Source organism: Variovorax sp. P5_A3 (genome assembly GCF_056400665.1).
Genome location: NZ_JBFUKW010000017.1, coordinates 1 through 22,910, shown reverse-complemented (window position 1 = coordinate 22,910; position 22,910 = coordinate 1). Strand labels below are relative to the sequence as shown.

The 22,910-nt window shown below is 66.4% G+C and carries 24 protein-coding genes and 1 tRNA gene; 15 read left to right on the top strand and 10 right to left on the bottom strand.

Annotated features, from left to right (window positions below; genetic code table 11):
• The first annotated feature begins 118 nt into the window (after nt 1–118).
• From AC1D3B_RS23400 to AC1D3B_RS23380, 5 genes are read left to right on the top strand one after another with little or no spacing between them, the layout of a single operon-like run.
• Nucleotides 119–1,240, top strand: a complete 1,122-nt coding sequence (locus AC1D3B_RS23400; protein ID WP_478193063.1) for a sugar ABC transporter substrate-binding protein — start codon at nt 119–121, stop codon at nt 1,238–1,240.
• A 10-nt stretch (nt 1,241–1,250) separates the two neighbouring features.
• On the top strand, nt 1,251–2,771 hold the full coding sequence (locus AC1D3B_RS23395) for a sugar ABC transporter ATP-binding protein (RefSeq protein WP_478193062.1): 1,521 nt from the start codon (nt 1,251–1,253) through the stop codon (nt 2,769–2,771).
• Nucleotides 2,771–3,754, top strand: a complete 984-nt coding sequence (locus AC1D3B_RS23390; RefSeq protein WP_478193189.1) for an ABC transporter permease — start codon at nt 2,771–2,773, stop codon at nt 3,752–3,754. Before AC1D3B_RS23395 ends, AC1D3B_RS23390 begins: the two co-directional genes overlap by 1 nt.
• 8 nt (nt 3,755–3,762) lie before the next feature.
• Nucleotides 3,763–4,731, top strand: coding sequence for an ABC transporter permease (locus tag AC1D3B_RS23385; protein WP_478193061.1), 969 nt, complete (start codon nt 3,763–3,765; stop codon nt 4,729–4,731).
• A 32-nt stretch (nt 4,732–4,763) separates the two neighbouring features.
• On the top strand, nt 4,764–5,702 hold the full coding sequence (locus AC1D3B_RS23380; protein ID WP_478193060.1) for an SMP-30/gluconolactonase/LRE family protein: 939 nt from the start codon (nt 4,764–4,766) through the stop codon (nt 5,700–5,702).
• 6 nt (nt 5,703–5,708) lie between these two features.
• Here the strand turns inward: AC1D3B_RS23380 and AC1D3B_RS23375 are convergent, their stop codons facing one another.
• The gene (locus AC1D3B_RS23375; RefSeq protein ID WP_478193059.1) at nt 5,709–6,875 is read right to left on the bottom strand and encodes an acyltransferase family protein; all 1,167 of its coding nucleotides are present in this window, start codon (nt 6,873–6,875) and stop codon (nt 5,709–5,711) included.
• An 83-nt stretch (nt 6,876–6,958) separates the two neighbouring features.
• Here AC1D3B_RS23375 and AC1D3B_RS23370 point away from each other — a divergent pair.
• Nucleotides 6,959–7,032: transfer RNA gene (locus AC1D3B_RS23370), tRNA-Gly, on the top strand.
• A 43-nt stretch (nt 7,033–7,075) separates the two neighbouring features.
• Here the strand turns inward: AC1D3B_RS23370 and AC1D3B_RS23365 are convergent.
• From AC1D3B_RS23365 to AC1D3B_RS23345, 5 genes are read right to left on the bottom strand one after another with little or no spacing between them, the layout of a single operon-like run.
• Nucleotides 7,076–7,735, bottom strand: a complete 660-nt coding sequence (locus tag AC1D3B_RS23365; RefSeq protein ID WP_478193058.1) for a hypothetical protein — start codon at nt 7,733–7,735, stop codon at nt 7,076–7,078.
• Nucleotides 7,736–7,773: 38 nt separating this feature from the next.
• Nucleotides 7,774–8,748, bottom strand: coding sequence for a Bug family tripartite tricarboxylate transporter substrate binding protein (locus AC1D3B_RS23360; RefSeq protein WP_478193057.1), 975 nt, complete (start codon nt 8,746–8,748; stop codon nt 7,774–7,776).
• Nucleotides 8,749–8,802: 54 nt separating this feature from the next.
• Nucleotides 8,803–9,759, bottom strand: coding sequence for a Bug family tripartite tricarboxylate transporter substrate binding protein (locus tag AC1D3B_RS23355; protein ID WP_478193056.1), 957 nt, complete (start codon nt 9,757–9,759; stop codon nt 8,803–8,805).
• Entirely contained in the window at nt 9,752–11,128 is a 1,377-nt protein-coding gene (locus AC1D3B_RS23350) for an amidase (protein WP_478193055.1), read from the bottom strand. Before AC1D3B_RS23350 ends, AC1D3B_RS23355 begins: the two co-directional genes overlap by 8 nt.
• A complete protein-coding gene (locus tag AC1D3B_RS23345; protein ID WP_478193054.1) occupies nt 11,125–11,793 on the bottom strand; it encodes an RraA family protein in 669 nt (222 codons plus the stop codon). The genes AC1D3B_RS23350 and AC1D3B_RS23345 overlap by 4 nt, the downstream gene beginning before the upstream one ends.
• 74 nt (nt 11,794–11,867) lie before the next feature.
• Between AC1D3B_RS23345 and AC1D3B_RS23340 the strand changes: the two genes are divergently transcribed.
• The 5 genes from AC1D3B_RS23340 to AC1D3B_RS23320 all read left to right on the top strand — a co-directional run bounded on the left by AC1D3B_RS23340 (nt 11,868) and on the right by AC1D3B_RS23320 (nt 17,421).
• Nucleotides 11,868–12,815, top strand: coding sequence for a LysR family transcriptional regulator (locus AC1D3B_RS23340; RefSeq protein ID WP_478193053.1), 948 nt, complete (start codon nt 11,868–11,870; stop codon nt 12,813–12,815).
• Between the two features lie 192 nt (nt 12,816–13,007).
• Entirely contained in the window at nt 13,008–14,846 is a 1,839-nt protein-coding gene (locus AC1D3B_RS23335) for a CocE/NonD family hydrolase (protein ID WP_478193052.1), read from the top strand.
• Nucleotides 14,847–14,892: 46 nt separating this feature from the next.
• Nucleotides 14,893–15,885, top strand: coding sequence for a Bug family tripartite tricarboxylate transporter substrate binding protein (locus tag AC1D3B_RS23330; protein WP_478193051.1), 993 nt, complete (start codon nt 14,893–14,895; stop codon nt 15,883–15,885).
• A 10-nt stretch (nt 15,886–15,895) separates the two neighbouring features.
• Nucleotides 15,896–16,879: a Bug family tripartite tricarboxylate transporter substrate binding protein gene (locus AC1D3B_RS23325; protein ID WP_478193050.1), complete on the top strand. Its 984-nt coding sequence runs from the start codon at nt 15,896–15,898 to the stop codon at nt 16,877–16,879.
• Nucleotides 16,880–16,887: 8 nt separating this feature from the next.
• The gene (locus AC1D3B_RS23320) at nt 16,888–17,421 is read left to right on the top strand and encodes a GAF domain-containing protein (RefSeq protein ID WP_478193049.1); all 534 of its coding nucleotides are present in this window, start codon (nt 16,888–16,890) and stop codon (nt 17,419–17,421) included.
• Here the strand turns inward: AC1D3B_RS23320 and AC1D3B_RS23315 are convergent.
• On the bottom strand, nt 17,312–18,337 hold the full coding sequence (locus AC1D3B_RS23315; RefSeq protein ID WP_478193048.1) for a LysR family transcriptional regulator: 1,026 nt from the start codon (nt 18,335–18,337) through the stop codon (nt 17,312–17,314). The two genes, AC1D3B_RS23320 and AC1D3B_RS23315, sit on opposite strands and share 110 nt — an antisense overlap.
• 255 nt (nt 18,338–18,592) lie before the next feature.
• Here AC1D3B_RS23315 and AC1D3B_RS23310 point away from each other — a divergent pair, with 255 nt between their 5' ends.
• The 3 genes from AC1D3B_RS23310 to AC1D3B_RS23300 are packed head-to-tail and all read left to right on the top strand — an operon-like array spanning nt 18,593 to nt 19,844.
• Nucleotides 18,593–18,928 carry a hypothetical protein gene (locus AC1D3B_RS23310; protein WP_478193047.1) on the top strand — a complete coding sequence of 112 codons (336 nt, stop codon included), beginning with the start codon at nt 18,593–18,595 and terminating at the stop codon, nt 18,926–18,928.
• Between the two features lie 54 nt (nt 18,929–18,982).
• Nucleotides 18,983–19,420: an Hsp20/alpha crystallin family protein gene (locus tag AC1D3B_RS23305; protein WP_478193046.1), complete on the top strand. Its 438-nt coding sequence runs from the start codon at nt 18,983–18,985 to the stop codon at nt 19,418–19,420.
• 19 nt (nt 19,421–19,439) lie between these two features.
• Nucleotides 19,440–19,844 (top strand): Hsp20/alpha crystallin family protein, encoded by a 405-nt coding sequence (locus tag AC1D3B_RS23300; RefSeq protein ID WP_478193045.1) that lies wholly within the window; start codon nt 19,440–19,442, stop codon nt 19,842–19,844.
• A gap of 54 nt (nt 19,845–19,898) precedes the next feature.
• Here the strand turns inward: AC1D3B_RS23300 and AC1D3B_RS23295 are convergent, their stop codons facing one another.
• Nucleotides 19,899–21,308, bottom strand: a complete 1,410-nt coding sequence (locus tag AC1D3B_RS23295) for a toll/interleukin-1 receptor domain-containing protein (RefSeq protein WP_478193044.1) — start codon at nt 21,306–21,308, stop codon at nt 19,899–19,901.
• 435 nt (nt 21,309–21,743) lie between these two features.
• On the opposite strand from AC1D3B_RS23295, the gene AC1D3B_RS23290 reads away from it, so the two are divergent.
• A complete protein-coding gene (locus tag AC1D3B_RS23290) occupies nt 21,744–22,145 on the top strand; it encodes a GreA/GreB family elongation factor (protein ID WP_478193043.1) in 402 nt (133 codons plus the stop codon).
• A gap of 22 nt (nt 22,146–22,167) precedes the next feature.
• On the opposite strand, the gene AC1D3B_RS23285 is transcribed toward AC1D3B_RS23290, so the two are convergent.
• A complete protein-coding gene (locus AC1D3B_RS23285; RefSeq protein ID WP_478193042.1) occupies nt 22,168–22,518 on the bottom strand; it encodes a hypothetical protein in 351 nt (116 codons plus the stop codon).
• A gap of 170 nt (nt 22,519–22,688) precedes the next feature.
• The coding region (locus AC1D3B_RS23280) for a DUF2950 family protein (protein WP_478193041.1) at nt 22,689–22,910 on the bottom strand (222 nt) is incomplete at its 5' end.

Here is a 22,910-nt window from a genome sequence, read left to right as displayed (position 1 = left end):
GAATTCGTATGATGATCGTGCAACCTGCCCACCGGACGATGTGTAGGTGTGCGCAGCATTGTTTCGCCCGTTGGCCGGTCACGTGCAACCGGGCCCTACGTCCAACAAGGAGACAGCAATGATCATTCGCGCTCGCATCGTCGCCGCTGCTGCGGCATTGGTTGCCACTTCCGCCATCGCGGCCGGCCCATCGGTCGTCAGCGGTCCCGGCGAGAACCCGGCCTGCTTCAAGCCCTGGGACGCCAGCACCAAATACTTCCAGTGGCCCGCCAAGAAAGGTCCGTATCGGATCGCGCTGGCCAACGGCTTCGTCGGCAACACCTGGCGCATCCAGATGATCAAGATGGCCAAGGCCTATGCGGCCACGCCGGACATGAAATCGGAGATCAAGGAGTTCAAGATCGTGTCCACCGGCACCGACGTGGCGGCGCAGATCGCGGCGATCGACAACTTCATCAACTCGGGCTACGACGCAATCGTCACCATCGCGGTCAATCCGACGGCCTTCGCGCCGGTGATCAAGCGCGCCAACGCCGCCGGCGTGGTGGTCGTGCCCTTCGACAACGTGCTCGACAGCGACCAGGTGATGATGGTCAACGAGGACCAGCTCGCCATGGGCCAGCAGTCCGGAGAGTGGGTCGTGAAGAACATCCCGAGCAAGAGCGGCAAGCTGCTCGAGGTGCGCGGCGTGCCGGGCAACTCGGTGGACCGCGACCGCCATTTGGGCTTCCGCAAGGTGGTCGAGGCGCCGGGGAACAAGTTCGAGGTGGTCGAAGTCGTCGGCAACTGGGACGACGGCACCGCCCAGAAGGCCGTGGCCGATGCCGTGGCCGTGCACAAGAACTTCGACGGCATGTTCGTGCAGGGCGGCTCGACCGGCGCCGTGCGGGCACTGATCGATGCCAAGCACAAGATGATCCCGGTGGCGGGGGAAGCCGAGAACGGCTTCCGCAAGCTGTGCGTCGAGCATGCCAAGGAAGGTCTGCTCTGCGCCTCGCTCGGGCAGTCGCCGGGCCTGGTGGCGATCTCGATGAAGGCCGCCGTGGCCGCGCTGCAGGGCAAAGTGATGCCGCAGATGATCTCGGTGCCGATCCCGATGGCATCGCATCCGAACTTCAAGGCCGGCGAGAACTACTTCCCCGACCTGACGGACAACTTCTTCACCACCAATGACTTCCCGCCCTGCGGCGTGAACCTGAAGGCCACCGACATCATGTCGAAGGACGAGAAGAACAACTGACGGCTCGGCCTTGCAACCGATCCTCCACCTGGTCGACGTCTCCAAGCGCTATGGCGGGGTGCGCGCGCTCGAGCACGCGAGCTTCGCCTGTGCACCTGGCCGCATCCACGCGCTGCTCGGCGAGAACGGCGCCGGCAAGTCGACGCTGATCAAGATCCTGGCCGGCGTGGTGCAGCCGGACGAGGGCCGTATCGTGCTGGAGGGAATGGAGCGCCGCTTCGCGCACCCGCAGGAGGCGGTGTCGGCCGGCATCGCCTGCATCTTCCAGGAGCTGTCGCTGATGCCGGACCTGAGCGTGGCCGACAACATCTGCATCACCAACCCGCCGCTGCGCCACGGCCTGATCGACCGCAAGGCCCAGCGCCGCATCGCGGAGGCCGCTCTGGCCCGCGCGGGCGCAGAGGACATCCATCCGCTGGCGCCCGTGGAGAGTTTGACCCTGTCGCGCCGCCAGATGGTCGAGATCTCGAAGGCCCTGGCGCGCAACCCGAAGATCCTCATCCTCGACGAAGCGACCTCGGCGCTGACAGCGGCCGATGTGCGGCGCGTGTTCGCCCTCCTCAAGCGCCTGCGCAGCGAGGGGCTGGCGATCGTCTACATCTCGCACCGCATGAACGAGATCACGGAGCTGGCGGACGAGTGCTCGGTGTTTCGCAATGGCAGCCACGTCGCGACCTTCGACGCGGGTACGCGCAGCAATGCGGAGACCATCGAGATGATGATCGGCCGCGACATCGCGCATGCATTTCCTCCCAAGCCCGCCCCGATCGCCGCGTCGGACGGCGCCACGCCCGCACTCGAAACGCGAGGCCTGTCGTGGAATTCGCGGCTGCATGACATCGACATCGCCGTGCGGGCCGGCGAGATCGTCGGCCTCGGCGGACTCGACGGCCAGGGCCAGCGCGAACTCTTCCTGGCCCTGTTCGGCGTGCTGCGCGGCGTGACAGGCGACGTGCTTCTGGGCGGCAAGCCCACGCAGGTGCGCGACCCGAAGCACGCCAAGAGCGCCGACGTCGGCATCGCGCTGGTGCCGGAAGATCGCAAGACCGATGGCCTGATGCTGCCCATGTCGGTGAACGACAACCTCAGCCTGGCGGCCCTCGACCGACTCAGCCGCGCGGGCGTGCTGGTCGCCGCCGAGGAAGCCGAAGCCGTCGCCGACATCGTTCGCCGGTTGTCCATCAAGGTCGCAGGCATGGGCGATTCGGTGGGCACGCTGTCGGGCGGCAACCAGCAGAAGGTCGTGATCGGGAAGTGGCTGGTCAACGCGCCGCGCATCCTGCTGCTGAGCGATCCGACGCGCGGCATCGACGTGGGCACCAAGCAGGAAATCTACGCGCTGGTGCGCAACCTCGCCGACGAGGGCGCCGCGGTGATGCTCTATTCGACCGACTATGCGGAGTTGATCGGCTGCTGCGACCGTGTCGCCGTGTTCTACGACGGCCGCATCGTGCGCTGGCTCGCCGGCGCCGAATTGACCGAGCATGCGCTGGTGTCGAGCGCGCTCAACCTCGAGACGGCGGCGGCGTGATGCGATCCGACGGGTACTACCGCCTGCGCGAACACCGCGCCACCTTTGCGACAGTGATCATGTTCGTCGCGATCTTCACGCTGTACATCGTCAAGCATCCGGTGGGATGGAATGCGGCGGTACTGACCACGGCGGCGAACAAGGGCGTGCTGCTCGCCATCGTCGCCATGGCGCAGACGCTGCCGGTGCTCACCTCGGGCATCGATCTCTCGGTGGGCATGGTGTTCGTGCTGGCCAATTGCCTGGCCTCGCACCTGGTCGTCGGCTCGCCGTTGCAGGCCGCACTGGGTGTCGTCGCCGTGCTTGCGACCGGCGCGCTGTGCGGCTGCATCAACGGCGTGATCATCGTCTACGGACGGCTGCAACCGATCATCACCACATTGGCGACCGGCATCATCTACTTCGGGCTCGCGCTCGGCCTGCGTCCGGTGCCGGGCGGCGACGTGCACGCGGGCCTCGCTGACGCGTTGACGGGCGCCCTCCCCGGCGGCATCCCGACGATGCTCATCGTGCTGGTCGCGGTCGTACTGCTGGTGTGGGTGCCGTACCGGCGTTCGGCGCTCGGGCGTGCGGCGCTGGCGATCGGATCCTCTGAGACTGCAAGCTACATGTCGGGCGTGGCGATCGGGCGCACGAAGATCGTCACGTACACGCTGGCCGGCCTGCTCGCTGCAATCGGCGGACTGCTGCTGACCTTCGTGACCTATTCGGGCGAAGCGTCCTCGGCGATTGGCGGCGTCTACACGCTGAATTCGATCGCGGCCGTGGTCATCGGCGGCACGGTTCTATCAGGCGGAGCGGGGAGTGCCATCGGCTCGATCTTCGGCGCCTTCGTGCTGCGGACCATCGGCGACCTGCTGTTCGTCTTCGACCTCGAACCACTCTGGCAGCCGCTGTTCCAAGGGGTCATCCTGCTGACCGCGGTCAGCTTCGGATCGCTCCGTCTGCTCAAGGTCAACAATCGACTAGAACTCTTCAGGTGACCACGCGTATGACGACCCTCGCGTTGCGTCTGAAGAGGTCCGGTCACCTTCCCGTGCTCGCGGGCGCCTTGTGCACGATCGCGCTGCTGCTGATCGGAAGCCTCTACTCGAAGAACTTCCTCTCCCCGGACTACCTGCTGCTGCAACTGCAGATCGCGTCCTTTCTGGGGGTCATCGCCACGGGCGCCATGCTGGTCATCCTGCTGGGTGGCATCGACCTGTCGGTGCCCTGGCTCGTCACGGTGGGCGGCATGATGTCGGCCGCTGCGGCGGGCTGGTGGGGCGGCGCGGGCGCCGCGCTCGCGATCCCGTTCGGCATCCTGTGCGGAGCGGCGCTGGGCCTGCTCAACGGAATCGGTGTTGCGTACCTTCGCGTGCCTTCGATGATCTTCACGCTCGGCATCAACGCCGTGGCCCAAGGGCTCATCGTGCTGCAGACTGGCGGCTTCGCTCCGCAGGACCGCGCCACGCCGGCGATGCACCTGATCGCCACCGGCCGCTCGTTTCTGGGCATTCCCAATGCACTGCTGGTGTGGATCGTGGTCGGCGCCGGCGCGATGTTCATGCTCCACCGCACGACGCTGGGTCGCGCGATCTATGCCGTCGGCAACCGGGAGCGCGCGGCGTACCTGTCCGGCATCGACACGCGCCGCGTCACGCTGCTGTGCTTCGTGATCGCGGGGGCTTGTTCCGCGGCAGCGGGTGTCTTGCTGACCGGCTATTCGACCAAGGCCTACCAGGCGATGGGCGACGCCTATCAGTTGCCTGCGATCGCGGCAGTGGTGCTGGGCGGCACGAACATCCTCGGCGGGCAGGGCTCGTACCTTGGCACCGTCGTCGGCGTGATCCTCATCACCCTCCTTCAATCCATCCTGTCCGTGATGCAGATTCCCGAGATGGGACGACAAGTCACCTATGGCGTGGTCATCATCGCGATGCTGCTGGTGTACGGTCGTGGCCGGCGGCATTCTCAATAAACTGGCGGCAAGGACCCCCTCAGGAGCGACCCATGGTCATCGAACTCACACCCAGCTTCGAATCGCTTGATTCGCGCTTTCGGCAATTGGTCTTTCCCAATGTCCATGTCGAAAAGCTCCATGGCGGCTGCCGCTGGGCCGAAGGGCCGGCTTGGTTCGCCGCCGGTCGGTACTTGGTGTGGTCGGACATTCCGAACGACCGGATGCTGCGTTGGGACGAGACCGACGGGTCGGTCTCCGTGTTCCGGCAACCGGCCTTGAACACCAATGGGCATACCGTCGACCTGCAAGGCCGGCTTGTATCGTGCGAGCACCGCGGGCGTTGCGTGTCGCGCATAGAGCATGACGGCACGCGCACCGTGCTCGCGTCGCATTTCGAGGGCAAGCGGCTCAACTCGCCGAACGATGTGGTCGTCAAGTCGGATGGCAGCGTCTGGTTCTCGGACCCGAGCTATGGCATCGACAGCGACTACGAGGGGAATGCGGCGCCGGGCGAGATCGGCGCCTGCTGTGTCTACCGCATCGATGCGGACAACGGTGCCGTCAGCAGGGTCGCCGAGGATTTCGTGCAGCCCAATGGGCTCGGCTTTTCACCGGACGAGCGCTTGCTGTACGTCGCGGACACCGGCGCCACGCATGTCGCTGATGGGCCGCGCCACATCCGGCGTTTTCGGATCGAGGCCGATGGCCGCAGCCTCTCGGGCGGCGAAGTCTTCGCGGAGTGCGACTGCGGATTGTTCGATGGCTTTCGCATCGATGCGAAAGGCAACGTCTGGACGAGCGCGGGGGACGGGGTGCATTGCTACGCGCCGGACGGCAAGCTGCTCGGGAAGATCCGGGTGCCCGAGGTAGTGGCCAACGTGTGCTTCGGCGGGCCGAAGCTCAATCGGCTGTTCATCTGCGCGACGACGTCGTTGTATTCCGTGTACCTGAATACCCGTGGGGCAGTTCGACCTTTGGCTCCCAAGTAAGGGCCATCACGCGCTTCGAGGCCCCAGCCCCGCCTCCGGCGCCTTGCGCGCGCCTCGCTTTCTCCCGCGCATCCGCCGCAACATGGGCCGTTCGATCGCAAGGTGGAACGCCACCGAGGCGAGCACGCAGGCAACGCCGATGGCGACGAATGCCACCCCGCTGCCCGCCCGCCCGCGCAAGCCCACCGCCACCACGAGCTTGCACAGCACGGCGATCAGCGGAAAGTGGATCAGGTACAGCGCATAGGAGGCATCGCCCAGCAGCGCCATCGTGCGGCTGGCGAAGCGAGCCGGCTGCGCCCGCTCCGCCTGCGTCAGCGCCACGATGGCGACCCCACCGAAAAGTCCGTAGGCCAGGTTGAACCACGGGTTGTGCGGATCGTTGCGCCAGACCGCCCACGCACCGATGGCAAAGAATGCCGCGGTCGCCAGCGCGGCGACGCGGCCAGGCCAAGCAAACCGCCACGTGCCACGGGTCAACAACGCCGCACAGACGCCCATTGCAAATAGCAGCATCAACTCGTTCGCAAAGAACGACACCGGAAACTGGGGGGTCCCGCTCAGCGCCGCCCACGCAACGCAGCCCGCCAACGAGATGACCGCCGCAGCGCAGAGCGCCGGATGGACGATCGCCAGCGCGATCGCGGCATAGAACACCATCTCGTACTGCAGGGACCAGGCCACCACGATCACCGGTGCGCCGGTGCCGCCCACGACAGCCGGATCCTGCGGCAACAGCAGCAGCGACTTGACCAGCACCCCGACATCCGTCGGCATGGCTTCGCGCAGCGAGGGCACGAGCAGCGCCGCCCCATAGACCGCCGCAAAGATCAGCAGATAGGTCGGGTAGATCCGCACCAGCCGCTTGCGCAGATAGGGCCACAGTCGCGCCGGGCGCCCGACATCGCGGCCATGGATCAGCACGATGATGAAACCGCTCAGCACGAAGAAGAAAGCCACCCCGGCCGCACCGCCGAAGACGAATGCGCGCTGCAGCGGTTCCGCGGCCTCGCCGAAGTACTTGTCCTTGGCCAGGTTGGCGCCCAGATGGAAGAACAGCACCAGCAACGCCGCCACCGCACGGCAGGCCTGGATCGACTGGTACATGGGCGCATTCGCCCCGGCATCGGCAAGCTGCGGCGCGAGGTCGACGTTCTTCGCTGGCAGATTCATGCGACTCCCGGATGGTTGAAGACCGCTTGCGCGCTGCAGGAATCATGCCCTGCGAAGAGTGCCAGTAGAATCCGCTTCGGTCTGCGGGTGTAGTTCAATGGTAGAACGGCAGCTTCCCAAGCTTCATACGAGGGTTCGATTCCCTTCACCCGCTCCAATTGTGGGCCCAAAGCGATCCTAGCGCTTCCCTACCAGCGCAGTCAGCGCGTCGCAAGCGCCGATGCGCTGATATCCATGCGATGCCGAAAAACTCGCGCGTCGATGAGTTCTCCATACTTCTGCACTGGCGCTTCCAGTCGGGCGATGATTTTTCCGGCGGCGGCCTCGCTGATGCACTCGATGAGCACATAACAGTCCTCGCTGCCCGCGTAGCCCGAGTCCGCCGTCACCGGCCTGGAGAGGCCGGCATCGGCCTCGACAAAGTGGATCGAAGCCGTGCCCGGTTGGTCGAGCACTTCCAGAACGCCTGCAAGCGCCGGCATCATGGCCGGATCGCCGGACGGTCGCAGCCGTATCAGTGCGACTGCGACGCCTCGCGCGACCCCCGCGCTGTGCACCAGGCGTCCGACCACGCGCGTCGGCGCGATGAACCTGGAGATGTGGTGATTCGACCATTCGGTCTGGTTCGCCAGAGCCGCCTTGTATGGCGCACCGTCCAGCACATCGAAGCTGGTGGTGCTGTAGATCTGCAGGTAGCGCGTCGGGACGCCGACGGATTCGTACCGTCTCGCCTCGAGAAAGCCGGGAATTGCCACTCTCTCGGCCAGGTGCTCACGGTCGAACCACTCATTGAAGTCGGCTTCCTCCTCCGGGAGCACTTCCATCGAAGAAATCAGAATGCCGTCGCCAGCAAAGACCATGTCGATTCTCTCTTTCGGATGATGTGGGTCGGTGCGGATCAATCGATCCTGATGTTCGATTCGACGATCACCTTCTCCCACTTGAGGCGGTCCCGCTTGATCGCTTCGGCCAATCGCTGCGGCGAGCCGCCTTCGAGCTCCATTCCCATCTCGAGCAGCTTGTTCTTCACCTCCGGGTCCTTCAGGATGTCGTTCACGTTCCTGTTCAGCAGTGCAATGACGGCGTCGGGCGTACGGGCGGGTGCCAGCAGAGCAAACCAGTGCAGCAGCTCGAAATTGGCAAAGCCCTTGGTCTCGGAGACTGCGGGCAATCCGGGATAGGCGGGCGAGCGCTTCGCCGTGGTGACTGCGAGCGCCTTCATCCGGCCTGCCTTGGCCATCGGCATCGACTCCGGACCGATGGCCATCATCACAGACACCTGGCCGGACATCAGATCCTGAAGCGCGGGCGCGCCACCCTTGTAGGGCACATGCGTCATCTCGATGGACGCCGCGCGCTTGTACAGCTCCATGCCCAGGTGGCTGGGGTTGCCGGCGCCACTGGAGGCGTAGTTGATCGGTGTCGCCGAAGACCGCGCGAACGCCGTGAGCTCGTCGAACGAATTGACCGGCATCGAAGGATGAACCATGACCACGCTGGGAAGAGTCACGGCCATCACGATCGGCGCGAGGTCCTTTTCCGGGTCGTAGGCGAGCCGTCCCTTGTAGAGGGTCGGATTGACCGAAAGCCCGGCGGTGGAGGCCAGCAGGATCGTGTAGCCGTCCGGGTTCGCCTTGGCGACGAAGCTGGCCGCGATCTGTTCGGTGGCGCCTGGCTTGTTCTCGACGACGACGGGCTGCTTGAGTCGCTGCGACAGCTGCTGCCCGATCAGGCGCGACACCGTGTCGGACGCACCGCCCGGCGGATAGGGAACCACGATGCGGATGGGCTTGTCCGGGTAGTCCCCTGCGAACGCCGGCCCTGCCATGGCCAGCGAGAGTGCGCACGCAGCACGCATCAAGGCAATCTTCATATCAGCATCCAATCAAGAGAGTGAAAAATTCGTCGTCCCGACCGCCCCGCAAGATCACTGGGGCGTGATCTTCGCGGCCTTCACCAGGCGCGCGTAGCTGTCCGCGTCCTTGCGCATGAACTCCCGGAAGGCCTCAGGCGAGTCCCCGACCGGAATGAGGGAGGTCTCTTCGAGCTGCCTGCGCAACTCGCCGCGCAGCGCGGTCTTGATTGCGGCGTTGAGCCTGTCGATCACGGCCTTGGGCGTGCCGGCCGGCGCGGCAATGCCGGTCCAGGTGACGACCTCGAAGTCGGGCAGCCCCGCTTCCTTCATCGTGGGAACGTCCGGAAGCAGCGGCGAACGCTGTCGGCTGGTGATGGCCAGCGCACGCAGCTTGCCGCTCCTGGCGTAGGGCAAGGCCGTCGGCGAGGTGTCGAACAGCATGTCGATCTGCCCGCCCATCAGATCCACGAGGGCCGGCGCGCCTCCCTTGTAGGGAACGTGCAGGAGCTCCACGCCGGCCTGCTGCATGAAGATCTCGGTGGAGAAATGCTGGGCGGAACCGACGCTGGCGCTGCCGAAGCTCAGCTTTCCCGGGCGTGCCTTGGCCAAAGCGATCAGGTCCTTGACATTGTGGGCCGGCGATTGTGTGCCCACGACCAGGATGTTGGGCTGATCGACGATCCGCATGATGGGCGCAAAGGCCTGCAGCGGATCGAATGGCGGATTGGCATACAGGAACTGATTGGCGGCGAAGACACCGGCGCTGCCGACCAGCAGCGTGTAGCCATCTGCCGGAGCCTTGGCGACGTAGGCGGCACCGACGTTGCCGGAGGCACCCGGCTTGTTGTCGACCACGAAGGGCTGCTTCAGCGCGTCCTGCAGGCTCTTGCCGACCAGGCGCGCGACCAGATCCACGCTGCCGCCCGGAGGAAACGGGACGATCAGGCGCACCGGCTTGTGCGGGTAGTCCTGGGCGGCCGCGCACGGGACGACGAATGCCAGCAGGACGAAGGCCAGCTTGCTAAGCATTGCGCATCTCCTGCGGTGGAATTCGAGACGGATGCAGCGCGGCGGCGACTTCGGCAGCGACACCCAGCAGTGCGTGATCGCCCCCCGCGCACCCGACAAGTTGCAGCCCAATGGGCCGTGCGTCGTCGTCCTCACCCGCGGGAAGCGAGATACCGCACAGCGCGAGCAGGTTGACCGGGCGGGTGAAGTGGACCGGCGCCACGTTGTGGTCGACGTCCTCGAGGCGCGGTGCGGTCATCGCCGTGACAGGCATGGCAACGGCGGACAGCCCAAGCCTGTGCATCTCGCCGGCAAACTCCTGCTGCCAGCGCGACGCAGTGGCCCGAGCCTGCAGGTACTGCACGGCCGTGGTCGCCCGGGCGGCGAGGAGCCGCGACCGCACCGACGGATCCATCGGCGCGTCCGGGTCGTCCAGGAATCGGTCATTCACCCAGGCGCCTTCGGCGATCATGATGGCATTGGTGGGTTCCTTGAACGCCGCCAGCGACGCCGGAAACCGGAATGGCACCAGACTGAAACCCGCCTGCTCGAGCCTTTGCAGGCTCTGGGCATGACATCGCGCGACGGCCGGCGCGAGTGGCGCGAGTTCGTCCGCCTCCAGGACGCCGATCCGCCGGCGAGCGTCCGCGCCCGGACCGGGCGCGCGGACGAGCGCCTCGAAGCACAGCCGGGCATCCTGCACCGACGAGGCAATGAGGCCCACGCTGTCCAGGCTCTCGCTGAGCGCATAGACGCCCTCGCGCGGCAGCGCATCGATGGTGGGCTTGAAGCCCACGATGCCGCAGAAGGCTGCGGGTACGCGAACCGAGCCACCGGTGTCGGAGCCGATTGCCCACGGCACCAGGTGGGCTGCCACGGCCACGGCCGATCCGCTGCTGGAGCCGCCTGCCACCAGCGTGTCCGTGGCGCGGCCGGCCGGATTGCGTGGCGTGTCCATGTGCGTATTGGTGCCCCAGGCGCCCAGCGCGAACTGCACCATATGGGTCTTGCCGACGATGACGCCGCCGGCGTCGGCAATGCGCCGAACGATGGCTGCGTCCTGCTTCGCGATGTTGGTCGACAGCAGCGGGGAGCCCGCCGTCGTGGGCTTGCCTTGAATGTTCACCAGGTCCTTCAGCGCCAACGGAATGCCGTGCAGCCGGCCGCGGTCGTGGCCCGCGCGGAGCTCCTCGTCGGCGAGGGCCGCCGCCGCCAGGGCCTCTTCTTCGTAGACCGCCAGAAAGCTCTTGAAGACGGCGTCGTGCGCCGCGATGCGGCGAAGGCACTCCCGCGTGAGGATCACCGAACTCGTCTCTCCGGTTCGCAAGGCACGCGACAGTTCCGCCATCGGCGCGAAGGCGGGCGGCCTGGTCTGATGGGAGCTCGTCATGCCGCTGCCTCCTGGAAAACAAGGCGCGTGTCCAACACGTCGGAATAGGACTCGCCGGCGCGCAGCCGTGCCAAGGTCTGTTGCTCCGCCTGTTGCAAGCCGATCGCGCTGCGGGCCAAGGCCCAGGCCTCGTCGGGCGGCATCACCAGAACGCCGTTCTCGTCAGCCAGCACGGCATCGCCGGGACGCACGCGCACGCCCCCGCAGTCCACTGGCCGGCAGAAGCTGCCCGACTGCCCGCCGGTGCGGGTGGTGCGGGCGCTCAGGCCGCGGGCCCACACCGGCACGCCGAGCTCGCGCAGCTCCGCGATGTCCGTGACGCAGCCATCGACCACCACGCCTGCGACACCACGAAGGCGCGCCGCCAGCATGCTGGCGCCTCCCATGCACGCGATCGTCTCGTCGCCCGCGCGATCGACGAACAGGAAATCGCCGGCCCGCAGCTGTCCCAGCGCGTGATGCAGGATGGATCCGTCCGAGCCCTCGCAACGCACGGTGACGGCGGTGCCGACGCTGCGCGCCACCGCGGTCATGGCCTTGATCCGTCCATGCAGGAAGCCGCGATCATGAAAGTGGCCGATGGTGGCCGGCTCGACCTCCTTCAGCAGGGCCAGCAGTTGCAGCGTGCAAGGCGGCGGCAACTCTCCTCGTTCGATGGCAGTCATTTCGGATATCGTGGTTGTGAATGACGGCAATCGTAGGCAGCCGCTCCCGGCACCGATACTGATCAATTCTCACGATGGTTGATACAAGTTCCTTATCAACGAGGTTCACCCTCCACCAGCTGGAAGCTTTCGTGTGGACCGCGCGTCTCGGCACGGTGCATGCGGCGGCGCGCCACCTGCATCTCACCCAGCCGGCGATCTCGCACCGCATTCGCGACCTGGAGGAGGAACTGGTTATCCAGCTGTTCGAACGCCAGAACCAGCGCCTGCTGGTGACGGAGCTGGGCCGCAATGTGCTGGTGTATGCGGAGCGCGTGCTGGCGTCGGCGCAGGAGATGGCGCGGCTCGATCTGCGGCGCACCATTACCGGCCTGGTGCGCATGGGGGTGGACGAGTCCTGCGCGATCATCGGGATGCCGCAGATCCTCAAGGACATCAAGGACAGCTATCCGGCGCTTCGCGTGGACCTGACGGTGGGCGGAGGCGCCCAGCTACTTCAGAAAATCAACAGCCACGAGTTGGACATGGCGCTGCACACGGGGCAAAGCAGCCAGCCCGACGTGACGAGCCAGTTCATCGGACTGACCGAACACCAGTGGGTGGCGGCCCACGACCTGATGATGTTGGAGGGAGACTTTCTGCCGACCCACGCCCTGAACCACCGCATCGTCTGCAATGCGCCGCCGTCGACCCTGCATGAATCGGCATCGCGCTGGCTGGCCTCGGACGGCTACTCGTTCGAGGAGTACAGCAGTTGCAACTCGCTCTCGCTCATGGTGGCGCTGGTCGCCTCCGGCCATGCGATTGCCATGCTGCCCGCATCGATCACGCGCCGCCAGGTCGCCGAAAAATCGCTGCAAATTCTGCGCGCCAAGCCGGCGGTGCCGAACGTGCCCTACTACTTCTCGTACCTGGCGCACCACCGCAGCGACACGACGGCGCGCATCCTGGACATCGTGCTGCGCAACCTGCAAGACGCCGGGTTCTTCCAAGCCGGCGGATCGTCCCGGGACAGCGGCTGAGAAAGCTTTGAGAGCGACTGTCGGGTTCTGATGTTTCGGCAGGTTGCTCGGCCGCTAGAAGCATCACTTCCTCCCATAGGTCCAGCCTATGGAAGGATCGGGATTTCGCATTTTTCAACGCGAGCGGGCATTCCCAGAATGACGGAACGGTGGCAACACCATCCCTCTGTCTTCAGGAAAGCACTTCGCCTCATGTCGGACCGCGATAGCACGCCAGGCGCCTGGCACCTGCCGCCCAGCGCCTACCTCTCCAGCCGCGAGGCCGCCTTCGGCCTGCCCGGGCGGCCAGAGTCGCTCTACGTCACGATGCGCGACGGCTGCCGCATTGCGCTCGACTACTACCTGCCCGAGGCGCGCAACGGCGCGCAGCCGCCCGCCCGCCTGCCCACCATCGTCATCTTCACGCCCTACTACCGGCGCTTCGTGACCACCGACCCCACGGTGGAGGCCAGCCCCAACTGCGGCCGCTACCGCGACTTCTTCGTGCCGCATGGCTACGCGGTGGTGGTGGTGGACGTGCGGGGCACCGGCGCGAGCTTCGGCACGCGCGACGCATTGCGCTCGCCGAAGGAGCGCGACGACTACCACGAGATCGCCGAGTGGATCGTGCAGCAGCCCTGGAGCGACGGGCGCATCGGCTCGACCGGCATTTCGTACCTGGGCGCAGCGGCGGTGTTCCTCGCAAGCACGCGGCACCCCGCCGTCAAGGCGATCGCACCGCTGTTCGCCGTGACCGACATCTACACCGACCAGCTCTACGTGGGTGGCGTGCTCTCGACCATCTGGACCGGGCGCTACGACGAACTCATGGTCGCGCTCGACCAGGACGACCGCCCCGCCCTCGTCAAGTTCGCGTACTACGGCAATCCGCTGTTCGCGGGGCCGCAGCCGGTGGACGCCGACGCCGATGGCCACCTGCTGGCCCAGGCGCTGCACCAGCACCGCAGCAACTGCCGGCTGAACGACATGGCCCGTGAGCTTCCGTTCCGGCACGACGCAACGCTGCACGACCCCGCATTGACGCTGGACGTGTGCAGCCCCGGCCACTATGCGCGCCAGATCCCCGAGGACGTGGCGATCTACTCCGTCTCGGGCTGGTACGACGGTGCCGGCTACAGCAACTCGGCGATCACGCGCTTCCTGACGCTGCCCCGGCACCAGCACCGCCTGCTGCTTGGCCCCTGGGACCACGGCGCACGCAGCAACGTCTCGCCCTGGCGCGAGCAGACCGGTTCCGACTTTCCGCTGCTGGCCGAAGTGCTGCGCTTCTTCGACCACCATCTGCGCGGCATCGACACCGGGCTCGACGAGGAGCAGCCGGTGCACTACTTCACCATCCACGACGAGAAGTGGCAGGCCGCCGATGCATGGCCGCCGATCGCGGGAACCCGCCGCGTCCATCCCGATGCGGATGGCGTGCTGGCGCTGCGCGCGCCCGCCACCCCGGGCCGCGACAGCTACCAGGTCGACTTCTCCGTCTCGACCGGCCGCCAGACGCGGCTGGAACGGCTGGGCGCTATCGGCATCGAGCACTACTACCCCGACTGGACCGAGCGACAGGCGCAGTACCTGCACTACACCAGCGCGCCGCTGGCCGCGCCCGCCGAATTGACCGGCCACGTGAGCGCGAGCCTGCTGCTGGCATCGTCGGAGACCGACGCAGCCGTCTACGTCTATCTGAGCGAGGTGCTGGCCGACGGCACCTGCCGCTACGTCACCGAAGGCCTGCTTCGGGCCCTGCACCGCGAGGGCCTGTCGCAATCACCAGACTACGTGGCGAGCTGGCCTGTGAACACCTGTGACCGTGCTTCTGCCCGGCTGCTGGTGCCTCATGAGCCCGTGCGCTTGAACTTCGCGCTGCTGCCGGTGTCGTGGACCTTTGCCCCGGGCAGCCGCATACGGCTGTCCATCGGCGGCAGCGACGAAGGCCACGGCCCGCAGGTGCCGCACGGGCGGCCGCCGCGCCTGGAAATCCTTCGTGGCGCCGACGCCAGCTGGTTCGATCTTCCGCTGCGCGGCGCACTGCGCTAAGCACTGCGCTCTCCCGTTCTTCAACATGCCAAGAGAGAGGCACGCCATGCCCCACATCACCCGCCGATCGTTCGTTCCCATGCTGGCGCTGGCCGGCACGCCGCTCCTGTCCGTGCCGCTCGCGGTGCAGGCCCAATCGCCCTGGCCCGCGCGGCCGGTCAAGCTCGTGGTGCCGCAGGGGGCGGGTTCGGGGTCGGACGTGATCGCGCGCCTGCTCAGCGACCGGCTCGCCCAGCAACTGGGCCAGGCCGTGGTGGTGGAGAACAATCCGGCGGCCAACGGCCTCGTGGCCCTGAGCGCCGTGGCCAAGGCGCCCGCCGACGGCTACACGCTGGTGCTCGCGGGCGTGTCGCAGATCGCCTTCAACCCGGCCCTGTACAAGAGCCTGCCCTACGACCCGCTGAAGGACTTCACCTTTCTGGCACCGGTGGCCGACACGCCCTTCGTGCTGGTGACGAGCAACAAGAGCGGCATCAAGACCTTCGCGCAGTTTCTCGAACGAGCGAAAGAGAAGAAGGGCGAACTGACCTTCGGCAGCGCCGGCATCGGCAACTCCACCCATATCGCGATGGAACTGATCGCGGCGACCGCGGGCGTCAAGCTGATGCACGTGCCCTACAAGGGCTCGGCCGCGGCGCTCACGGCCGTGCTGGCGGGCGAGGTCGACGCCATGGTGAGCGTGGTCGGCCCGGCGCTGCCGCAGGTGCAGTCGGGCAAGGTGCAGGCGGTGGCGGTGCTCGGCGCCAGCCGCGTGCCGCAGTGGCCCCAGGTGCCGACGGTGAAGGAAGCGGGGCTGAACGTGCCGCCGATGCCCGGCTGGTACGCCGTTGCCGGCCCGGCGCGCCTGGATCCGAAGATCGTTGCCACCTTCAATGCCGCACTGCAGAAGGTGATGGCGGACCCGGCCGTCAAGGCCCGGCTCACCGAACTCTCGCTGCCGGCCATGAGCGGCGGCGAAGCCGAGATCCGCCGCCGCGCGGTCGACGACCAGGCTTTCTGGAGTGCCTTCATCACCAGAAACAACATCCGCGTGGAATAGGGAGCGCCTCATGCAAAGACGCACAGTCCTCCTCTGCATCGCCACATTGCTCAGCAGTGCCGGCACTCTCGCCAATGCGCAGGGTGCGTATCCTCAACGTCCGGTCAAGCTGATCGTGCCCTTCTCGGCAGGCGGCTCCACCGACCTGGTGGCGCGCCAGCTCGCGCAGGAGATGACGGTGCGGACCGGACAGCCCTTCGTGGTCGACAACAAACCCGGCGCGGGCAGCACCATCGGTGCCGACTTCGTCGCCAAGGCGCCGGCGGATGGCTACACGCTGCTGCTGGGCACGATCAGCTCGCATGCGACGGCGGTGGGCCTGTATCCGAAGCTGCCGTACGACCCGCTGAAGGACTTCGCACCCATCACCGAGATCACCGCCATTCCGAACGTGATCGTCACCAGTCCGCAGAATCCCCGGCTGGCCAACGTGCGCTCGCTCGCGGACCTGGTCGCGCTGGCGAAGAAGCCGCCCGCTCTGACCTATGCCTCGAGCGGCTCGGGCAGCTCCAACCACCTGGCGACCGAGTCGTTCAAGTCGGCCGCGGGCATTACGTTGACCCACATTCCGTACAAGGGATCGGGCCCCGCGCTCACCGACGTCAGTGCCGGCCACGTGGACCTGATGCTCGACGTGGTGCTGACTTCGCTGCCCCAGATCAAGGCCGGCCGCCTCAGGGCCCTGGGCATCACGAGCCTGCAGCGCTCGCCGCTGCTGCCCGACGTGCCGACCGTCGCGGAGCAAGGCTATCCCGGCTTCGAGGTGCTGGGCTGGTATGGCCTGTTCGCGCCGGCCGGCACGCCGCCGGCCGTGCTCGAGCGACTTAATCGGGACTTCACCGCCGTGCTGCGCAGCGACAGGATGCGCGCCACGCTGGAGTCGCAAGGGGGGCCGGCCATCGCGAGCACGCCGGCCGAATTCGGCGCGCTGATCCGTACCGAGATCGCGCGGTGGAAGAAGGTGGTCGAGCAGTCCGGCGCCAAGCCCGATTGATCGCATCCATGAGCGATCCCTTCATGCAGGCGACCGAGCGTGCCGAACGCGAACTGGGCGCGGAGGCGCTGCCCGCCGTGCTGGCGGCGCAGCGCGCGGACGATGCGGCGCTGGCGCTGTTCCGGGCCCTGGACGCCGGCCTGGCGCGCGCGCCGGGCCACCTATTGCTGACGGTGCTCGTCTACCACAGCGAACTCGGCGAGTCGCAGCGCGCCTACAGCAGCCGGCCGTTGGAATATCCCGTCGGCGGCCGCAAGACCCTGGGCCAGGCGCCGCGCATGCGCCATGTGCTGGCCTCGGGCGAGCCGTTCATCGGCCGCGGCCGCCAGGACATCGTCGACAACTACGCCGACCACGCTACGCTGCTGGCCATGGGTTGCGAGAGCATCGTCAACATGCCGGTGCGTTGGGGCGGCGAGGTGCTGGGCACCGTCAATCTGCTGCACGCGCAGGACCACTACGTCGAGGCCGACCTGCCGCGGATCGCGGCGTGGGCGCAGCTGTCGGTGCCGGCTTTCCTGGCGACGCTTCTGCGTCGCTGAAAAGCCGCACGCCCTTCCAGCGCTTGCTTGCGATCTCCTCCTCGATCACCCGCAGCAGCAGTTCGCGCACGCATTGCACGGCGGGGCTGCGTGCCGCCGAGACCGACAGGCTCAGCGACAGCTCGCGCAGCAGCGGCCGCCCCTTGATGGGAACGCCGCGCACGCGGCCATGCTGCTGCGCCAGCGCAAAGGCGGCGGTCGGCAGCACTGTGGCGCCCAGCCCGCGCTCGACGGCCAGAATCAGGATCTCCACCGCACTGGTTTCGGCCACCAGGCGGAACTTCAATTGGCGATCGCGCAGGAGCCGCTCGGTGGCCACGCGCACCGAGTTCGGATGCGTGGGCAGCAGCAGCGGCAGCTTGGCAAAAGCCTCGATGCCGAAGGCGCGCGGTGCCGTCTGCGAGGAGGCCACCACCACGAAAAGTTCTTCCTCAAGGATCGGCTCGATGCGCAGGCGCGAATCGGCCCGCGCGTCCATCGTGACCGCCAGTGCCAGCCGGTCGGCCGCCACCTGCCCCGTCAAGTCTCCGCTGGAGGCCTCCACCATTTCCAGTTCGATCAGCGGATAGCGCTCCTGCAGCCGCGCCAGCAGCGGCGCGGCCAGGATGCGCGAGGTGCTGGTCGGGAATCCGATGGCCACCCGCCCCGAAGGTGATTCGCTCTCCTGCCGGATGGCCGAGCGGGTATCTTCGAACTGCCTCAGGATCGTCTTGGCGTGCCGATAGAGCAGCTCACCGGTGGCCGTGGCCCGCGTGCCGTGAACGCTGCGCTCCAGCAGTGTGACGCCGAGCTCCGACTCCAGATTGGCCATGTGCTGGCTCAAGGAAGGCTGGGCGATGAAAAGCGCCTCTGCCGCGGTCGTGATGTTCCTGAGCTCAACGACCTTGACGAAATAGCGCAGCTGACGGATGTCCATGTTGAAAGTACTGCGTGCGATAAAGTTACGGCAAGTATCCTGTTCCAGTAGGGCCATCGTCGTAAATTCCCGGCTCCTACGGTATCCGTGGGCTTGCTATAAAACGTCCGCCCGGCCCTCAACTGCCGGGCTTTTTTTTGCACGCTTGGGGCTGGCAGGCGTCGCGATGCTGTCGAAAAATCCCTCTTGAAATCGGTGGCAGCCGGCCTATCTTTTCCTCGTCGGAAATTGGTCAACCGAAAAGGAGGTACTGCAATGACCATGAACTTGCTCAAGCAAATCGCCGGCTCCCGCCTACCCGTCACGTTCTATCGCAGCGGAGACATCGATCAGGTCCGGATACTTCGAGCCGCCGGGCTCGTCGTCGCCCTGGTGCCGTCACCCTCGAATCCTCTATTGTTATCCGGCTCCGTTCCGGCAGCCCAAGTTCTGGCTGTCACTCAGAAGGGGCATGAGGAACTGGCGAAGTTCAACTATCCGGAATCACGCCCTCCGCGCTGGCGAGCCCGCACGCCGCGCATCACCGCTTGGCGACACTCGAATGCAAGCGCTCCGCCACTATCGGCCGGCGCGCATCGCCTGCCGCAGTGAGGGGTTCGGCCCACCGTCGTTCAACTTGATTCCAGGTTTTTTGGAGGCTCAGCCATGTACAGAACTTTCTTCCCACGCGACATGCTTGCCGAGATGGACCGCTTGCAGCGGGATATGCAGCAAGCGTTCGATCTGGCGCCCACGATCCGCGGCTTCGGCAGCAACGGTTTTCCTGCGCTGAATGTCGGCGCAACGCCGCAGACGGTGGAAATCTATGCATTTGCGCCAGGTGTCGATCCGGGCACATTGGAGGTCCACCTTGAGCGCGGCCTCCTGACCATCGCCGGCGAACGCAAGAGCGTGCTGCCTGGGGCGGATGCAAAGGCCGCAGTGCACATCAACGAGCGCTTCGACGGCGCATTCCGCCGCATGCTCACGCTCCCCGACGATGCAGACCCGGACGCGGTCGATGCAAAGCTCACTGACGGTGTGCTTCGCATTACCGTTCGCCGGCGCGCGTCAGCCCAGCCTCGCCGCGTCGAAGTCCAGTGAGACAAAGGAGATGACAAGCATGAACAACGACATCCAGACCCGTTCGACCCGTGCGCCCGAGAGCACCGATGCGAAGTCGTCGCGGTACGGCAGTGCGGCTCTGACGCCGCCAGTGGACGTGATCGAGGACGCGGGTGGCATCACGCTCTACGCGGATCTCCCGGGCGTTGCGCGCGAGAGCCTCTCCCTTCACGTCGAGGCTGCCACCCTGACCATCGAGGCCGAGTCGAACCTGACAGTGCCTGATGGCCTGAAGACCAGCCATACGGAGGTCGGGCTGGGACGGTTCCGCCGCGTCTTCACGCTCAGCAAGGAGTTGGACACCGAAAAGGTGTCAGCGGAGCTTGCGCAGGGCGTCCTGAAGCTGCGGATTCCCAAAGCGGAGCACGCGAAGCCCAAGCGGATCAACGTCGAAGTTACCTGAGTGCATGAGCGTGCAGCCTTTGCGGCTGCACGCGGTCGAGTGCGCCAACTCCTTTTAGGTCTCAAGGCGGGAATCGAATCCGTGCGAACGGGGCTGCGCCGCCCGCCGCGCCCCAGGCCTCGGCTTGCCCGGCAACACCGGCGCTGCCGGCTTTCCTGCCTTCCCGTTCCCGCCCGCGTCGCGCCACATCTCGCCGACCATCTCATGGAACCGTCGCGTCCCGAGGTTCATGAACCGGTAGTTCACGTCGGTCATCGTGTCGATGGCATCCCGGATTTCCTGCGGCGTCGGCCCCGGGTCGCAGCGGAACAGCATGGCACGCGCCATGTCCCATGCGTCCTGGATCTCCACCATCGTCTCCTGGTCCTTCCCGGGCGCGAAGATCGCCGTGACCGCACCGCGATCGAAGTTCTGCGCGCCGCGCGACAGCGCGTCGTTCTCGATGATCTCGACGGCGGAGCGCAGGTGCGCGAGCTTCTCGTCGTCGCTCCTGCGTGCGGCCGTCATCTTGCGGTAGCTCTCGATCACCTCGTAGCGGAAGCGCAGGCCCAGGCGCAGCATGGTGGCAAGCAGGCCGAAGTCGTTGTCGACTTCCGACAGCGGCGCCACGACCGTCTCCACGAAGTGCACATGAAAGCGCCGCTTGCCGTTGTCGAAGGTCTCGACCTTCGACAACTGCGGCTGGTAGGAGCCGTCCTGGGTGTGGTAGACCGCCTGCACCGGCCGGAACCACTCGTTGTTGCTCGCCAGGTAGACGCATTGCTGCAGTTGCTTGAGCCAGCGCCGGTCCGCCGTCTTCTGCGCGGCCCGCACGATGTCCTTCCATTTCAGGCCGCTGCCCCTGATGAAGCCGAAGAGCTGCAGCGATGTCTCATCCGATTCGATGACGGCATCGTCGGGGATGGCCGCACTCGCGAGTTGGCCGGGCGCAGGCAGCACGATGTTGATGTAGCGCTCGAACTGCTGGACCTCGCTCGGCATGAAGCGCTTTTCCATCTCGCGGATCTGGACCAGTCGCTCGGACATGTCCCTGGGCGTCGGCGTGCGGCCTAGCCTGAGCTGGTCCTTGACCATCTGGTAGAGCCGCTCGAGGCCGCGATCGGTGCCGAGTTCGACGCCCTGGTGAAGCACCAGCGGCACCGGCAACTGGTCGAGCGTCATGCCCGAATGACAGACCGGGATGATCGGCATGTCCTTCATCCATGCCGCGCCGACTTCGAACTGCACCCACGGCCGTTGCACGGATGCCTTGCTGCACAGCACGATGACCGCCGAAGCCTCTCTCATGGCCTTTTCGACGGCTTCGAGCCAGTTCGAGCCGAGGTTGATGCTGCCCACGTCCGACGACGTGAAGAACTTGACCATGTCGAGGAAGTCCTCTTCCATGATGTGCTTGAGCAGCGTGGCAACGTCGCCCTCTTCGGAAATGTGGCTGACGAACAGCCTCGTCGGTTTGATGGCCATGGCCGACCTCGCTCTGCAAAATCCCCGACACCAGGAACCCGGATCACGCACGGCCCGATGCGTATCGGGGCCGATACGAAGGTATAGCACCGTAACCGCGATTCGGCGTCCCCAACACTGCCTATGCCCGACGCCCAGCCCGAGAGCCGCGGCACGCCTCGTGCTACATCGATAGTGAGAGGCGGGCCCCTCGCGGGCTCCTACAATGGGCCCATGTTCCTCCCGGCCCCCAACCTCATCGACTGCCAGGCGCGCGCGCGTCTGCCTGGCCGCGTGGGCATGCCGGGACTGCGCCAGCCGGCCGCACATTCCTCGGCCCGGCGATCCCCTCCTTCTTCCGTTTAGCGCAAGCATCGATCGCCGGGCCCCAGCCCCGCGCGTCAGCGACCTCCTCCGAGACGGGCGGCAGGTCGCGTTCCAACAGGAGTGCCTTTCATGCATACGAAGAATGACGGCGATCGCACGCTCACCGAGCTGGATCACGTTCGCCTCGGCAAGCTGGTCGACGCCAGGTCCCATCCGGACCTCGAGGCGTTGCTGGACCAGGTCGACGTGCTGCCCTCGCGCGAGATTGCGCCAGAACTCGTCACGATGTACTCGCAGGTCACGATCGCGGACACGCGTTCGGGCCAGCGCCAGACGCTGACCGTGTGCTACCCAGCCGACGCCGACCCCGGCAAGGGCCTGGTGTCGGTGCTGTCGCCCGTGGGCATGAGCCTGATCGGGTTGCGCGCCGGTGCGACCGCCCGATGGAGAACGCCCAGTGGGGACGCATTCAGCGCGACGGTGACCGAGGTCCACTTCCAGCCAGAGGCCAGCGGCGACTACACGACCTGAGCCCGGCAAGCCGGCGCGGCGTTCAGGGGGCGGTAGCGTGCACGGCCGTCGCCTTGCTCGGCGCCGGCCTGGGCGCCGGGGGCACTTCGGTCTGGCTCACGTAGTCCGCCAGCAATTCGAGTGCAACCGCATCGGGCTGGCTTTCGAGCCGTATCACCATCTGCTCGCCGACGCACAGCCCTTCGTAGCGGATGTAGACACGCGCGAAATAGGTCAGCGCCTCGGCGGCGTCGCGAAGGCAGTCGGCGAACGAGTTGAGCCCCAGGTCCACATAGCACGCCTCGGGCGGCGGCTCTCCCGCGGAACGGGGTGCGCGCACGGTGTAGGTGTAGGAGCGCTCGCCGAGCTTGCGGATTTCCAGGACGGGTTGCATCGGGTACTCCTCTTTTTTCACTGCGCGAACGGACTTGGCGCCGTTTTCGTTTCGGTGTGCCTAGTCTACGTTCTGTCGCATGTGTGACAAGCGGACTACGACTTCCGTCTGGCCCATGTCCGCCACGTACCCGGCACGTTTGCAACAGTCAGACAACAGTCAGCCCCGGGTCAGCTCCCTGGGACGGCGACCTTGGTCCAGCTCGGATCGGGATTGAAGCGGGAGAGTGCGTGAGCCACGGCATCGCTGCCAGGTCCGAGGTCCTTCTCGTACAACGTGCCGTCGTGGCTGACCATGAAGCTCATGACGCCCGTTTCGCCGTAGCGGATCGGCCATGCCACCAGCGCGAACCCGCTGCGCATGCGGTTGCCGATCACGTAGTCGTAGGTAGG

Coding starts and splice junctions, on each gene's coding strand:
- AC1D3B_RS23400 (WP_478193063.1), top strand. CDS start 119: ATGATCATTCGCGCTCGCATCGTCGCCGCTGCTGCGGCATTGGTTGCC.
- AC1D3B_RS23390 (WP_478193189.1), top strand. CDS start 2,771: ATGCGATCCGACGGGTACTACCGCCTGCGCGAACACCGCGCCACCTTT.
- AC1D3B_RS23385 (WP_478193061.1), top strand. CDS start 3,763: ATGACGACCCTCGCGTTGCGTCTGAAGAGGTCCGGTCACCTTCCCGTG.
- AC1D3B_RS23380 (WP_478193060.1), top strand. CDS start 4,764: ATGGTCATCGAACTCACACCCAGCTTCGAATCGCTTGATTCGCGCTTT.
- AC1D3B_RS23375 (WP_478193059.1), bottom strand. CDS start 6,875: ATGAATCTGCCAGCGAAGAACGTCGACCTCGCGCCGCAGCTTGCCGAT.
- AC1D3B_RS23365 (WP_478193058.1), bottom strand. CDS start 7,735: ATGGTCTTTGCTGGCGACGGCATTCTGATTTCTTCGATGGAAGTGCTC.
- AC1D3B_RS23360 (WP_478193057.1), bottom strand. CDS start 8,748: ATGAAGATTGCCTTGATGCGTGCTGCGTGCGCACTCTCGCTGGCCATG.
- AC1D3B_RS23355 (WP_478193056.1), bottom strand. CDS start 9,759: ATGCTTAGCAAGCTGGCCTTCGTCCTGCTGGCATTCGTCGTCCCGTGC.
- AC1D3B_RS23350 (WP_478193055.1), bottom strand. CDS start 11,128: ATGACGAGCTCCCATCAGACCAGGCCGCCCGCCTTCGCGCCGATGGCG.
- AC1D3B_RS23345 (WP_478193054.1), bottom strand. CDS start 11,793: ATGACTGCCATCGAACGAGGAGAGTTGCCGCCGCCTTGCACGCTGCAA.
- AC1D3B_RS23340 (WP_478193053.1), top strand. CDS start 11,868: ATGGTTGATACAAGTTCCTTATCAACGAGGTTCACCCTCCACCAGCTG.
- AC1D3B_RS23335 (WP_478193052.1), top strand. CDS start 13,008: ATGTCGGACCGCGATAGCACGCCAGGCGCCTGGCACCTGCCGCCCAGC.
- AC1D3B_RS23330 (WP_478193051.1), top strand. CDS start 14,893: ATGCCCCACATCACCCGCCGATCGTTCGTTCCCATGCTGGCGCTGGCC.
- AC1D3B_RS23325 (WP_478193050.1), top strand. CDS start 15,896: ATGCAAAGACGCACAGTCCTCCTCTGCATCGCCACATTGCTCAGCAGT.
- AC1D3B_RS23320 (WP_478193049.1), top strand. CDS start 16,888: ATGAGCGATCCCTTCATGCAGGCGACCGAGCGTGCCGAACGCGAACTG.
- AC1D3B_RS23315 (WP_478193048.1), bottom strand. CDS start 18,337: ATGGACATCCGTCAGCTGCGCTATTTCGTCAAGGTCGTTGAGCTCAGG.
- AC1D3B_RS23310 (WP_478193047.1), top strand. CDS start 18,593: ATGACCATGAACTTGCTCAAGCAAATCGCCGGCTCCCGCCTACCCGTC.
- AC1D3B_RS23305 (WP_478193046.1), top strand. CDS start 18,983: ATGTACAGAACTTTCTTCCCACGCGACATGCTTGCCGAGATGGACCGC.
- AC1D3B_RS23300 (WP_478193045.1), top strand. CDS start 19,440: ATGAACAACGACATCCAGACCCGTTCGACCCGTGCGCCCGAGAGCACC.
- AC1D3B_RS23295 (WP_478193044.1), bottom strand. CDS start 21,308: ATGGCCATCAAACCGACGAGGCTGTTCGTCAGCCACATTTCCGAAGAG.
- AC1D3B_RS23290 (WP_478193043.1), top strand. CDS start 21,744: ATGCATACGAAGAATGACGGCGATCGCACGCTCACCGAGCTGGATCAC.
- AC1D3B_RS23285 (WP_478193042.1), bottom strand. CDS start 22,518: ATGCAACCCGTCCTGGAAATCCGCAAGCTCGGCGAGCGCTCCTACACC.